Origin of the sequence: Bacillus sp. NMCC4, from assembly GCF_002998555.1 — a bacterium.
GTDB lineage: Bacteria > Bacillota > Bacilli > Bacillales > Bacillaceae > Bacillus.
In genome coordinates, this window is sequence record NZ_PVRA01000001.1 from 301,797 (window position 1) to 315,789 (window position 13,993).

The following is a 13,993-nucleotide window of genomic DNA, read 5'->3' on the forward strand; positions in this document are numbered from 1 at the left end:
CTTCCTTACAGTCCATATCCATTCATCACACGTGTGATGTTCTGTTTGACATCAAATCCTCTTTGTTCAAGCTGGGACGTAATGGTCTCTTGAAGAGGAGGCTCTGCATGATATGCTTCAAGCACCGCCTTCATCCATTCATGCGCAGAATCCCCCAGCGACATTCTTTTCACAAGACCGCAGCCTAAATCCACTTCCTCTGTAATATGATCTGAAATCACACAAGGCAATCCAGATGCCTGTGCTTCCACTAATACAAGCGGAAGTCCTTCAAACAAGGATGGCATCACAAATACATCAAATGCTTTCATATACTGCGGAACGTCTGATACGACGCCTGTAAAGACAATGTCGTCTAACAAGCCTGCCTTCTCCGCATATGATTCAACCACCTGCCTCAGTGGTCCATCCCCTACAAGGACAAGTTGAAATGAGACCCCTTGTTTCTTTAAGGTCTGTGCCAGTTCCATAAAAAAAACGTGATTTTTTTGCTCATGAAACCGGCCAATATGACCAATAATCATGCTCTTTTCGTGAAGACCCCGCTGCTTTTTGATCTTCACCTTTTCGTCTGGATCAGGCTGAAAGAAAAGGGATAAATCAATCCCATTCGGCAGCACCTCAACTTGTCCATTCTTCATTTTTTTCTGCCCAAATAAAAAGGAACCGGCATCCTCACCGCATGCAACAAGCTGTGTAGAAAATGCAAAGATCAGCTGGCGAAACCCTTTGAGCATCATATGGTCTACCCAATTTGGCGACTGTTTCCAAGCTGTATTATGCGAATGACAAATCCGCACCTTCACACCCGCCAATTTCGCAGCAAGTGCGGAGAAACCTGTTTGAAAATCCGTATGGGCATGCACTGCCTGATACGGTCCTGTTCGTTTGATTGTCTTTGTCAATGTTTTCACAAATGCCAAAGGAGAGGACGCCCCAATACTTGGGACGTACAAGATGCGTCCCCCGAGCCTCTGAATTTCCTCATCATAATCACAGACATCCTTTCGGTGGGTAATGAAGTCAAATTGAAGGACATTTCTATCGAGTGCACGATAGATGTTCATAATCATCGTTTCAGCCCCGCCGCGGTTCATCCCGCCCACAATATGGAGTACACGCTTTGGCTCACTCATCCCGAATCGTCCTCCTTTTCAACAAAGACGCCTCCAACTTCCGCTGGTGATAAAATTTCATGATCTTCGGTGATAAACAGGCGCGGACCACCGGCTTTATTGCAAACAGATAATGAACCGGCGACAATTTTAATAACCAGCATGCTTTTAAAACAAGCCAGGCATTATCCATCGAATATTGAAACTTACGGCGCTGAAAGGCCGCTTCATCCTCTCTCACAAGGTATAACGGCTCTTGTAAATTAAAGCCTTTTCTCCCCGCAGCAAAAAAACGGATCCAAAGATCGATATCTTCCATCCGCCTTGTTGTTTTCACAGAGCGATACCCATGTAAAGCCTTGTATGCAGCAGCCCTCATCATAATGGTTCCATGACAAAACGGCGTCCCTCTTGCCAGCACTTTCCGATCAGGCTCTGAAATCAGTGCACGTACACCTTTTGTACCCGATTCATCAAACACCGTCATCGCCGTACCGACCACATCATATTCAGGATGTGTTTCTAGGAAATGAACCTGTTTTTCTAAACGAACTGGTACTGATACATCGTCGCCATCCTGCCGTGCAATCAAGTCTCCCCTTGCTTCAGCGAGACAGCGATTCAGACTGGCAGCGAGCCTTTGATTATGTTGATTGCGGATAAGGCGAATTCTTTCAGGGTCTCGTTTTGTATAAGACAGCACTTTTTCATAGGTGCCGTCTGTTGATGCGTCATCACATATGATGAGCTCCCAGTTGTCATATGTTTGATGAAGAATGGATTCAATACTTTCTTCTACTGTGTCTTGGCAATTGTAGACGCCCATGATGATAGACACCTTTGGCTTACGCATGCTCACATCACCTTCTCTGCTTGATCCATATAAGTTGTATAAATTTCTTCCATAGCACTCACCGCCTGCTCCTGTGCAAATGCATGCGCTAAGGAGCGTCCCGCTTTTCCCATGAGGGGCAGCTGATCCCTTTTGTGATAGAGCTGGTGCAAATAATCAGCCAAGTCATTCACATCATGCGGTTTGACTAAAAAACCATTGACGCCATGTCTGATCAGCTCACAGTGTCCTCTATTCTCCGTTGCAATGACCGGCTTTTCCGCAGACATCGCTTCAAGCAGATTCATGCCGAGGCCTTCTCTCAGACTAGTCGACACACATACATCACTCATATGCATCCATTCCTCAATTTGTTTGCAAAAACCAGCAAAGTGGACATGCTTTTCAAGATGGAGCCCGCAAACCAGCTTTTCATACATCGGCCTCATTGTGCCTTCCCCGGCAAACACGATCTTCACATTTGATATTTTCCTATATAGCTGGGCACATGCTTTGATGAGCATCCCTTGGTTTTTATTCGCATTTAATTCGCCAGCACACAGCACAATAAAATCTTCTGAAGAAAAGCCATAGACTGCACGAAGACGCTGCTTCTCTTTTTGATTAACTGGTGCAAATCGTTTCATATCCACACCCATACCGGGAACATAATAGACAGATGAACGCTCTTTTGATAGACGATCTGCTCTTTTAAAATCCTCTCCATTAATAGTGATCAAAGCGTCTGTATGGCGGGCGAGCCATCGCTCAATCGGATAATAGAGCAGCCAGTTTTGAAGCGGCGCCCCCTGCCAAAAGTGAAAGCCGTGTGCTGTGTAAAGAACCTTCGTCCCTTTTTTGCGCGCGCTTTTGGCTGCGAGTCTGCCAATGACACTTCCCATTGGCGTGTGACAATGGATGAAGTCGTAGTGCTCTTTCGCTAACAGCTTCTTCAGCTCCACATACGCAAACCGGTTGTGCACATGAAAAGGGGAGCGCTGAATCGGAATTGAGTGCGCTTGATCCACATAGGGCAGCTCCAGCTGACCATTTGCTGCTGTATGCACTTCCCATCCTTGTTCCTGAAACCACCGGAAATAGGGAAGGTGAAATGCCTTAAAATGATAGTCAACCGTTGCGCAAAACAAGACTTTTTTCTTCATTGGCAAGCGCTTCCTCCTCTCTGGTCATCTGTTCAGACAACAAATCATGCGATTCGATGGCAGCAAACAATGCTTCTCTCATTTGCTCTTCACTCATCATGTCAAATTCATGGATAAAGCGGTTCAGCACATATGGGTCCCCATCCAGCGCATGGCCGATATGAATTTTCGGGAAAATTTGTTCCTGCGCTTTTTCATGCTGGTTGAGTAATTCTTCATACATTTTCTCCCCTGGACGAATGCCTGTGAACGTAATCGGAATCTGGTCTGTGGTATAGCCTGAGAGGTGAATGAGGTTTTCTGCGAGGTCAACAATTTTCACTGGCTCCCCCATATCTAATACAAAAATCTGTCTTCCTTCTGCCAGTGCACCCGCCTGAATGACAAGCCTTGATGCTTCTGGAATGGTCATAAAATATCTTGTCATGGCTGGGTGTGTGACCGTGACCGGTCCGCCTTGTTCGATCTGTTTCTTAAAAATTGGAATGACGCTTCCCCTGCTTCCGAGTACATTTCCAAATCGAACCGCTACAAATTTTGTTTCACTGCTTGCCCCCATTTGCATGATCAGCATTTCAGCAAATCGCTTTGTGGCGCCCATCACATTGGCAGGATTGACCGCTTTGTCAGAGGAAATGAGGACGAATGTTTCAATGCCATGCTCATGTGCAGCTTCTGCGACATTTTTTGTCCCGATAATATTGTTTTTCACTGCTTCTTTTGGACTGATCTCCATGAGCGGGACGTGCTTATGTGCCGCGGCATGATAAATCATATCCGGCTGAAACTGACCAACGATTTCACTCATTTTCTGTTTATCTTGGATATCTGCAATTTGTGGATAGAGACTGATGGTGTCCCCATAAATTTCTTTCAGCTCTAGTAAAATAGAATGAATGCTAAATTCCCCGTGTCCCACAAGCACAATCGCTTGAGGAGCAAACACACAAATTTGACGACAGATTTCTGACCCAATCGATCCGCCTGCCCCTGTGACCATAATCGTTTTCCCCTTTAAATGGACAGATAGACGGCTTGAATCTAATTGAATCGGTTCTCTTCCGAGTAAATCCTCTGGCTGTACATCCCGTAATTGATTCAGCGCATGAGTTCCTTTTAAAATCTGCTCCATCTCTGGCATGATCTGCGTTTTGACCCCAGTCGCTACGCATTCCTTATACAGCCCTTTTAAAGTATGGCTGCTTTTGGACGGAATGGCGATGATGATCTTTTGAATATCCATCATCACAACAGCTGTTTGAATCTGTTCTTTTCCCCCTAGAACAGGCAGTCCCATGATTTCAAGCTTATGCTTCGTCTTGTCATCATCTATGAAGGCGACTGGTTCAATATGTACATCACTCGATTGCTGAAGCTGACGAACGATGATGGTCCCGGCTGATCCGGCGCCAATGATTAAGGCCCGCTCCTTTTCTACCTGCAGCCGCTTTGCACCATCATGAAATAGCCGAGAGGCCATTCGAGATGCACCGATGAATAATACGTGGAAAAGCCACACAATGAACAAAAACCGAAAGGGCCATGTCTGCACGAAAAGGTACAGCATTGCCATTGAAAATAAAAAAGAACACACAAAGGTCTTCATTAAAGAAAATAGCTCTCTTACCCCTGTATAAGCCCATACTTGCTTGTACACGTGAAAAATATACGAAAACAAATGGTGCCCAATGAGCAGACTGAGCGAAGAAATGACGAGCATTTCAAATGTATAAACAGTTAACGCCGCTTCTTGGACAAATTGAAAGCCAAAAAAGACAGCCACTAAGATGAGATATGAATCTAGTGCCACGATGATTGATAATCTTTGGGCGTAAGTCAACGCTCCTCCCCCTTTTTCAACATCACTATTCTTACGTAAAATGGGCATCAAACCCGTCCTCACACCCCACTATTGATGACGAGCATCTAAGGCATTTGTCATGCCCACAGCAGGATCGAGTGCCTCCATTGTTAAAGATTAGGAGACATCACCTATCAATCTTGTTAATACATATACAGCCTTCCCTTTTTCTCTTTCTTGCCATTTAGCATAGCCCCAAGCAGTTTACCTGTTGTTCCTTCTAACACTTCTTTTGATTTCTTCACAGCCGCTATCTTTGTTTTGCCGCTTAAGACAACAAGAATGCTCCCATCGGTCCGGTTCGCCAGGATCTTTGCATCGGCCACTGGCAGAAGCGGCGCGGAATCAACAATCACCATGTCATATTGCTGTTCAATTTCATAAAACAGCTGCTTCATGACAGAAGAGGAGAGCAGCTCAGCTGGATTCGGCGGAATGGTTCCGCTCGGAAGCAGCTCTAAATGCTCAATGGGTGTAGGCAAAATAGCTTCCTCCAAGCTGCAATTATTTAATAGTACATTGGTCAAACCCGTGTGATGACTCAGGTCAAAATATTCATGAACAGCCGGCTTTCGCAAATCAGCATCCATCAGCAGCACCCGCTTTTTCTGCTGTGCAAAAACAGCTGCTAGGTTTGCAGCCGTAAATGATTTCCCTTCCTTCGGCAAGGAGGATGTCACCAATATGGATTTCAGCCTTGTTTGGATTGATGTGAATTCGATGTTAGTTCGGATTGTACGGAATTGTTCTGCAATGACAGAGTGAGGATTTAATACAGAAATACAGGATAAATCTCTCTTTTCTCTTTTCTTCCTCTTAAAGATCAATGTTCTGTCCTCCCGTTATGACGGACTGCTTGTCTTTTTTTGCCCTCCTGTCTGCCTGCATCTGATAGACACTTCCGAGCGACGGCAATCCGATCTCTTCTCTTATTTGATGTGTTCGTTTTACAGTATCATCGAGTAAATTCATTAAGAAAATGAGTGTCATCCCCCCTAATAAAGAGGCACCTAGTGCCAGAACGATATGAACGAATTTTCTTGAATTCATGAGAATCGTATTGGACAGCTTGGCTTCAGACAAAACATTAATGCGATCCATATTCATGGTTTTTTTGATTTCTTCTTGCAGCACCTCTGTTGCGGTATTCGCAATGGCGACTGCCTTTGCGCGATCCTCATCTTGTACAGAAATATTGATGACCTCAGACTCATTTTCTGTACTTGTGGCAATTTTGTGTTTTAATCCTTCAGCTGATTCTGTGAGGTTGAGTGTTTCTTTTACTTTTTCAATGACGATCGGACTTTTTAATAAAACTTGAAAGGTACGTGTATATTGAAGGTTCATCTGAATATCGTTTAAGTTTGCTTGTGCGTCATTGCTGCGTTTATGAACAAGAATTTGAGTGGTTGCCTGATATACAGGAGTCGAGACATAGAACTGATAGTAGGCTGAAGTGCCCGTTACGATCAGGACAATCAGGATCAGAAGGGCCATTTTCTCTTTAATGACAGAAAACAGCTGCTTAAAACCTATATTCTCATTCATAGATACCTCCCGATTTCATCATAAAAAGGTTATATATGGTTTCTTTTTGTTAATGATTGGATTATAAAAGATAATACCCGCAAAGAAAAATGTCATAATAGGTCTTATAGTTCTTTTTAAAGAACGAAATCGTTCGTTTTCTTTTGTTTACTTCCTGTTTCTTACGTTTTTGAATTTTATAAAGAACAATTTATTTCTTATAATGAACGAAAAGGTCGCAGTACGATTCGCCAGGGAGAAGGGAGATCATTGATAAGAATGATAGGAAAGGTGATACGCATTTACCGAAAGAGGAAAGGATACTCCATTCAGCAGCTGGCTGAAGATGCCCATGTCTCTAAGTCGTATTTGAGTAAAATTGAGCGTGGTGTCCACAGAAATCCATCTGTCCAGTTTTTAAAAAAGGTATCCTCTTCACTAGAAATTGATTTACAAGAGCTGTTTGATGCAGAGACGATGATGTTTCATTACTCTGAGGGTGGTGAACACGAATGGCGGGAGCATATCGTCAATGCCGTCCAATCCGGCATGCCGAAAGAAGAACTCTATCAGCTGCTCCAAACGTACCGAAAGGAGCAGGAAGAAAAGACGTTACATGTCACTCATAGAAAGCTGACTGATTCGAATATATCAGAGTGGAAGCGTCTGATGAGTGAGGCGAAAGCTATCGGCTTAAGCATTGAGGAAGTAAAAGCATTCCTCGCCAACATGGGAGAACGACGGGCGTAAGCCTTTCAGGAAGAGTCAAATTGCGGGGAGAGGCGTTTGACGCTTCGCTGAAAAAGAGCCTTTTATCATGAAAAGGCTCTTTTTTCTCTTATTCTTCTTTTTTTGTTCGTGCTTTTTTCGTTATATCATTGTTTTTCCAATAGGCCCATAGTGATGTAATCCCAAGAAAGGCTAACGTGATAAATTGCTGAATACCTTCTTCATCAATAGGAATTGGGCTTTTTCCCGCAGCGGTTAGAGCACTGTTGACAAGCGCGAGCAAAAGCAGCACAAGCCTTGCGATTGTACCTGCACTAATTTTTTGAACCTTCAACTGTATCCCCTCCCTTTCTTCCCCTTCACGGGCGGTACTGCTCGTTCTCTCTCATATGTATGCAAAAACCGAATGAATAGAAGACCGGATCAAAAAAAGAGACATCATTCCCATATAAGGAATGATGCCTGATTTCATTTTATTTTGATGTAGAAAACATCTCTTTTGCTTCATCCAATGCCATTTTATTGCCTAGTGCTGAGTAATCGAGCCATGGCTGATCGGCAATCGGATAGACTTGATTTTTCTTCACGGCTTTTAGACCCTTCCAAATCGGAGTCTTTTCTAATTGCTTGAATGCCTGCTGCGCTTTATCATCACGATTCACGACGACAAAGATAGCATCTGCATCATAGTCAGGAAGAACCTCTTGAGAAATCACTTCAAATGGCCGCTTGCTGTCCAGTTTCTTCACACCATCGACAGGTGTCAGACCTAAATCCTCGTATAAAATAGGACCCATTGGGCGCTTCATGCTAAATACTCGAAGCTCCTTTGCCGTCACACGGATCGCCATTACTTTCCCGTTTCCAATCTTTTGTTTGATGAGCGATTTGACTTCTTTTGCTTCTTGATTGTAATCCTGAATATATTGATCGGCTTCTTTTTCTTTATTGACGAGCTTGCCGATTTTTTTCAAATGATCACGCCAAGTGCCGTCATTTAAATTAAACACTTCCGTTTTGGCGATTTTCTTATATTTCGATAAGTCTTGTCCAGCTAGTTCTTCATCGACATAAATGACATCTGGTTGTAATGCAAGCAGTGACTCCATATCGGGATCGGCTGCGATGCCCAGCTTCTTCGTACCACTCAGCTGCTTTTTCGCATGTGGAAGGAAATCTTTTAAGTCCCCTCCTACAACAGAGCCTGCCGGCTTGATACCGAGTGCTAATAAGTCATTGGTTAAATGGATAGACAAGGAAGCAATTTTCGGTGTTCCATGATCATTTTGAGTTGTTGTATTCTTTGTTTCCTGTTGACCACAAGCGGCAAGCATAATGAAACAGAGCGTTAAACCAAGCACAAGTAATTTTTTCATGATGAGTTCCTCTTTCACATTTATTTCGTTTTTGTTAATAAATAGAGAAAATAAGGTGCGCCAATAAAAGCCACAACCACACCCGCTGGTATGGCATTTGGGGCAAAGATGGAACGTCCTATTGTATCGGCACTGACCAAAATCAACAAGCCAAGCAGCGCACTAACCGGTAAAAAATACTGATGGAGTGAGCCGACAAGCCGCCTTGCCAAATGCGGGGCGACAAGTCCAATAAAACCAATACCGCCTGTCATCGAAACACTTGCACTCGCCAAACCAACAGCTAAGGTCAGCAAAAGGAGACGTTGACGCTGGACACGTACACCTACACTTGAGGCGACAGCATCTCCTAATGTCAATGCATTGAGCGTGTTTGACTGCATCAGCGTAAGCGGCACAAGGCATACAATCCAAGGCAGAAGCGCTAACACATGAATCCAGTCTCTACCCCAGACATTACCGACAAGCCATCTTGAAGCAAATGTGTAAGTATCTTCATCCAGCTTCAATGACAAATATAACGTCAAAGCACTGAATCCCGCCGCAACCGCAATTCCTACTAGGATCAGCCGGATGGGAACAAGCCCTTCCTGCCGGTCATACGCCAGAAGCACGATGACCGCTGCCGCAAGAAGCCCTCCGCCAAATGTAAAGAGCGGAATAAGAAGAGATGGATTGCCTTCTAGTGCATGGAAATACGTCACAAACACGATTAAGCCAAATGCTGCTCCTGCATTCAGTCCAATAATTCCTGGATCGGCCAGCGGGTTACGAGATAAGCTCTGCAAAATGCTGCCCGCAATGCCAAGACCAATTCCCGCCAGCATCGTCACCACGATTCGAGGCAGACGATAGTCAAACAGCACCGTTTCACTTTGAAAATCCCCAAAGCCGAATAACGTTTTGACGACCACAAGAGGACTTAGTTTCAGCGTGCCGGTATTTAAGCTATACAGCACAACAGCCGCAGTCAAACAAAGCAAAACGACTGTCACGACAAGAGCCCGCTGTTTCTCTCTCATGACAGGTTCCTCCCTTCTTTTCTGGCAATATATAAGAAGAAAGGAACACCGACAAGTGCCACCATCACGCCAATGGCAAGCTCTCGGGGCGGATTAACGGTGCGGCTGGCAAGGTCAGCAAAGACTAGCAGCACCGAGCCTAATATCGCCGACATCGGAATGACAAAACGATAGTTTACACCAACCAGCTTTCTTGCGATATGCGGGATGACAAGACCGACAAACCCAATCGATCCGACTGCTGATACAGAAACCCCTGCTAATAATACGGCAGCTGCCATTCCTAGTATTCGCACTTGTCGTGTTTTCACCCCTAAATTTGCCGCTACATCTTCACCGAGCGACAGCAGCGACAGTGAACGCCCTAATAGCATCGCCCATACGATCACTATCAGAATGACTGGGGCAAGAATCGTCAGCTGCGGCCATTTCACACCAGCCACACCGCCTGCATACCAAAACGCAAGGTCCTGACTCAAGTCAAAATAAATCGCGATCCCAGAGCTAAGCGCATGAAGCAATGCAGCCACAACGGCTCCTGCTACAGTTAAGCGCAGCGGTGTCAAAACTCCACCAGCCGCCCCAATCGCAAAGATCAGCAGCGTACTAAGCACTGCACCAATAAAGGAAAAAAACATAAGTGCCGAATAAGGCATTTCTGGGAAAAAGGCAAAACAGAGAGCGACCACAAACATCGCACCGCCATTAATGCCCAGAATCCCCGCATCTGCCAGCGGGTTTCTTGTGATGCCCTGCATGAGCGCACCTGCTACGGCAAATGCCGCTCCAACAAGAGCTGCTCCTAAAACACGAGGAAGTCTTAATTCATGGATGATCTGCTGCTCTGTAACATCTGACTGATAGTCAAATACAGCTGTCCAAACCGTTTGCAGAGACAATGTTTTGGCACCATATGACACAGCCAAAAACATGGCAGCCGCCAAACCAATGACGGCGAGAAAAAATATCAAAAAGAACAGAATATGTGATGATCGTTTTTGTTGAGGTGTTCGCTTATCCTGCAAAATCGGTGTCATCCTTTTCTTCATTAAAAGTCAGTTTGAAAATGAGAATCATAATCATCAAAATTATAGCCGTCTGCCTCTGAAAAATCAATGTACGCCCTATTTTTTAATTAATGAAGGTATGTGCGTGGCAGCAAAATGAGGTGTCTTTTGCTCGTTTGGAATGGCCTATCATTTTTTCTCATAGTTTAATAGGAAAATAGTTGACATTCCGCCTGAACATCCTCTAAAATTACAAAAGTAAGTCAAATGTTATAAAAATATTACAAAAAGATGTCAAACTGATAAAGAATGGCCCGTCATGAGAGGAGATTTGAACGTTGTGTCATTAAAGGGAAAATGGAGTATCAGCCTATTTGCACTTGCGATCATCATTGGAGTCGTTGCTTTCTTTCAAAATCAACAAGCAAGCGGTACAGAGAAGAAAAATGTAAAGCAGGATACGAACTATAAAAATGTCGAAATCGTTACTCTCGTAAATGACGGGAAATTTATGAGATATGCAGTCAACTATCCTCTTTTTCATCAAAAACAGCTAGATGACAAGATTCAAAGCTACGCCAATTCAGCATTAGAGCATTTCAAAAAGACGTTTAGTGAAGCCAAGGACATCGATGAAAACAAACGCTTTGAACTGAATATTGATTATGATATGGTGCATTATGCGAAGCAGTCTGCTGCTATTCGCTTTACGACTTATACCTATACAGGTCAGCAAAATGGGACCACCAATCATCTCACGATCAACTATGATTTTCAGAAAAAAACCTTTCTTGACACAAAAGATTTATTTCTGCCTAAAACCAACTTTTTGAAGAAATTATCCTACATTACATATTCAGAGCTTCTAAAGGACAAAACCTTATCTAAGGATCAGACTCTCCTTCAGAAAGGAACAGCCCCTACTGCTCAAAACTTCAGTCAATTTGCCTTGAAAGAGAAATATGTAGAATTTTATTTCCCAGCATCTCAAGTAGCCGACAAGGATCTTGGTCCGCAAACACTCGCGATTAAAAAGACGCTGCTGAAAGATATATTAAAGCCAGAATATATGAATAAAACCAATAACCAAAATGAAATGAAAGAACCAAATCCGAAAAGAAAAGCCGTCAAGCTGCCGCAAAAATCAAAGCTTGACCCTAATAAAAAAGCCATCGCCCTCACATTTGATGATGGTCCGAACCCAGCGACAACATCAAAAATTTTAGATGCATTAAAGGCAAATAAAGGACATGCGACCTTTTTCGTATTAGGCAGCAGGGTGCAGTATTATCCTAGTATGCTTGCAGATATTCTAAAAGGCGGGAATGAAATCGGAAACCATTCTTACAGTCATCCTTTATTAACAAGACTGCCTTTAAAGGAGGCGGTGAAACAAGTGAAGGACACCCAGCAGTTGATTGAGAAAGCGAGCGGGTATACACCTACGCACTTTAGACCGCCATATGGTGGAACAAATCAAGACATCAATCAAGCGGTTGGGATGAAGGTCTCTTTATGGGATGTTGATCCAGAGGATTGGAAAATTCGCAACAGTCAGCAGATCACAAACCACGTTCTCTCACATGCAGCAGATGGCAGAACAGTGTTAATGCACGATATTTATGACAGCTCAGCTCAAGCAGCAGTGAAGATCATCCATGAGCTCACCAAACAAGGCTATCAGCTGGTCACGGTAAGTGAACTTGAACAATTAACAAAAGAACGGCATGAACAAGCCCCTGTGCAGTAAACACAGGGGTTTTCTTTATGACTCCAAAGACTTCTTTTGTTTCAATAATGCTTGAAATGTCTCTTCCAGCTCCTGAGACGGCTCAATACTTAAACGGCTGAGCACTTCAGACAGCTGCATATCAATTAAAAGAAGCTCCTCTTCTCTTTGTGTAACAGCTGGTTTGTCGTCCTTTTGTTTATACGCTTCATATGTGCCGTCAAATGCTTCAATTCGTTTTTCGTGAACATGGAAAATACGAGTGGCCACCTTCTCAATCAGTCTGCGATCATGGGATACAAACACAACGGTACCCGGGTAATCCTTCAATAGACCTTCGAGCGCTTCAACTGCCGACAGATCTAGAAAGTTCGTCGGTTCATCCAGCATGAGGACATTGGCATCGCTGACAAGCAAGGACGCAAGCATGGTCTTCACCCGTTCTCCCCCGCTTAACACCCTAACAGGTTTATGCACATCATCCCCTCGAAATCCGAGTCTCGCTAAAACCGTTCGTACCACTGTCTCATCTTGAACAGCCTCTTTCAGCGCATTTTGTAAAATCGATTCATCTACCTTCAATCCTGAAAGATCCTGACGAAAATAGCCGAGCTTGACAGCTTCTGAGCGAGACACTCCGGGATGCCCATTCACCAGCATTCGGAGAAATGTCGTTTTCCCGCTCCCATTCTTGCCGATAATGGCGACTTTGTCCCCGCCTCTCACTTCCACATTTGCCTGCTTCCAAAGCAATTGATCGCCCGCCTTGCCATCTACATTTTTCACTCGCAAAATAGTACGGCTCGCTACTTCCTTCATTGTATGCTGAGTCATTTGAATGGGCTGAATGTCTTTTACTTTCTCAACCTTTTCTAATTTCTCCATCCTTGTCTCAATGGATTTGGCTGTTTTTTGCAGCTTTTTTTGCTTATTTGCATAGTAGGGCTTTGCAATTTTTGGCCCTGAGGATTTCAGCTTTTGGGATGGCTTTGTTGCTTTGTCGGCTTTTTTCTTTTTCTTTTCAAGCGCATGCTCTAACTGTTTTTTCTTTTGTGTATAAGCTTCGTACGCTTCCACCTGCTGACGATGCGCCAGCTCTTTTTGCTGTGCAAATTGCGAGTAGTTGCCTTTGTATTGATTAAGCCGTCCATGATCCAGCTCCCAAATCTCCGTACATACCGCATCTAAAAAAGCACGATCATGTGAAACGACAATGAGGGCCCCTTGATAATGATGCAGCTTCTCTTCCAACCACTCAATGTGCTCTGTATCTAAATGAGTCGTTGGTTCATCTGCTAATAAAAGGGCAGAAGGACGGTTTAACGCGCTTTCAATATAAGTCTGGGTCATCTCACCACCACTCTGTGTGCCATCAGCTTGTTTCAGCTGAGGAAGCAGTGTGCAGGTCGTTGTGGCAGCAAACGTGCCACTGTCTGGTTTCTCTTGCCCAGCCAGCACATGCAATAAAGTCGTTTTCCCGCTGCCATTTGTCCCCACAAGGCCGATGCGGTCATCTTGATGGATGGCAAGCTCCTCAATATCAAATAACAATCGATCTTTTCGAAAAATCTTTAACTGATTGGCTTTTACTAACATCCAACCCTCTCCTTTCGTATCAGGAGACATGAAAAA

The 13,993-nt window shown here is 44.0% G+C and carries 13 protein-coding genes; 2 read left to right on the plus strand and 11 right to left on the minus strand.

Translation table 11 applies throughout. The features are described 5' to 3' along the window. Positions 1-5: 5 nt before the first annotated feature. From C6Y02_RS01650 to C6Y02_RS01675, 6 genes are all read right to left on the minus strand, one after another. Positions 6-1,136: a glycosyltransferase family 1 protein gene (locus C6Y02_RS01650; protein ID WP_066030344.1), complete on the minus strand. Its 1,131-nt coding sequence runs from the start codon at positions 1,134-1,136 to the stop codon at positions 6-8. Further along, entirely contained in the window at positions 1,129-1,968 is an 840-nt protein-coding gene (epsE, locus tag C6Y02_RS01655; protein ID WP_106030522.1) for a glycosyltransferase EpsE, read from the minus strand. Before epsE ends, C6Y02_RS01650 begins: the two co-directional genes overlap by 8 nt. A 2-nt stretch (positions 1,969-1,970) precedes the next feature. Continuing rightward, the gene (locus tag C6Y02_RS01660; RefSeq protein ID WP_106030523.1) at positions 1,971-3,110 is read right to left on the minus strand and encodes a glycosyltransferase family 4 protein; all 1,140 of its coding nucleotides are present in this window, start codon (positions 3,108-3,110) and stop codon (positions 1,971-1,973) included. Further along, entirely contained in the window at positions 3,076-4,950 is a 1,875-nt protein-coding gene (locus tag C6Y02_RS01665) for a polysaccharide biosynthesis protein (RefSeq protein ID WP_066030343.1), read from the minus strand. Before C6Y02_RS01665 ends, C6Y02_RS01660 begins: the two co-directional genes overlap by 35 nt. Positions 4,951-5,114: 164 nt before the next feature. Continuing rightward, positions 5,115-5,798 (minus strand): CpsD/CapB family tyrosine-protein kinase, encoded by a 684-nt coding sequence (locus C6Y02_RS01670; protein ID WP_034316653.1) that lies wholly within the window; start codon positions 5,796-5,798, stop codon positions 5,115-5,117. Continuing rightward, positions 5,788-6,519, minus strand: a complete 732-nt coding sequence (locus C6Y02_RS01675) for a YveK family protein (protein WP_034660050.1) — start codon at positions 6,517-6,519, stop codon at positions 5,788-5,790. The genes C6Y02_RS01670 and C6Y02_RS01675 overlap by 11 nt, the downstream gene beginning before the upstream one ends. Positions 6,520-6,777: 258 nt before the next feature. Here C6Y02_RS01675 and slrR point away from each other — a divergent pair, with 258 nt between their 5' ends. Next, positions 6,778-7,248 (plus strand): HTH-type transcriptional regulator SlrR, encoded by a 471-nt coding sequence (gene slrR, locus C6Y02_RS01680; protein WP_034660051.1) that lies wholly within the window; start codon positions 6,778-6,780, stop codon positions 7,246-7,248. Positions 7,249-7,336: 88 nt separating this feature from the next. Here slrR and C6Y02_RS01685 read toward each other — a convergent pair whose 3' ends face one another. The 4 genes from C6Y02_RS01685 to C6Y02_RS01700 all read right to left on the minus strand — a co-directional run bounded on the left by C6Y02_RS01685 (position 7,337) and on the right by C6Y02_RS01700 (position 10,650). Then, positions 7,337-7,561: a phage holin gene (locus C6Y02_RS01685; RefSeq protein ID WP_034660052.1), complete on the minus strand. Its 225-nt coding sequence runs from the start codon at positions 7,559-7,561 to the stop codon at positions 7,337-7,339. A 139-nt stretch (positions 7,562-7,700) separates the two neighbouring features. Next, the gene (locus tag C6Y02_RS01690; RefSeq protein WP_060597722.1) at positions 7,701-8,606 is read right to left on the minus strand and encodes an iron-hydroxamate ABC transporter substrate-binding protein; all 906 of its coding nucleotides are present in this window, start codon (positions 8,604-8,606) and stop codon (positions 7,701-7,703) included. A gap of 17 nt (positions 8,607-8,623) precedes the next feature. Beyond that, positions 8,624-9,625 (minus strand): FecCD family ABC transporter permease, encoded by a 1,002-nt coding sequence (locus C6Y02_RS01695; protein ID WP_106030524.1) that lies wholly within the window; start codon positions 9,623-9,625, stop codon positions 8,624-8,626. After that, positions 9,622-10,650, minus strand: coding sequence for a FecCD family ABC transporter permease (locus C6Y02_RS01700; RefSeq protein WP_181185428.1), 1,029 nt, complete (start codon positions 10,648-10,650; stop codon positions 9,622-9,624). Before C6Y02_RS01700 ends, C6Y02_RS01695 begins: the two co-directional genes overlap by 4 nt. 322 nt (positions 10,651-10,972) lie before the next feature. On the opposite strand from C6Y02_RS01700, the gene C6Y02_RS01705 reads away from it, so the two are divergent. Beyond that, positions 10,973-12,382: a polysaccharide deacetylase family protein gene (locus C6Y02_RS01705; protein ID WP_066030339.1), complete on the plus strand. Its 1,410-nt coding sequence runs from the start codon at positions 10,973-10,975 to the stop codon at positions 12,380-12,382. A gap of 15 nt (positions 12,383-12,397) precedes the next feature. Here C6Y02_RS01705 and abc-f read toward each other — a convergent pair whose 3' ends face one another. After that, positions 12,398-13,957: a ribosomal protection-like ABC-F family protein gene (gene abc-f / locus C6Y02_RS01710; protein ID WP_223256486.1), complete on the minus strand. Its 1,560-nt coding sequence runs from the start codon at positions 13,955-13,957 to the stop codon at positions 12,398-12,400. Positions 13,958-13,993: the final 36 nt, after the last annotated feature.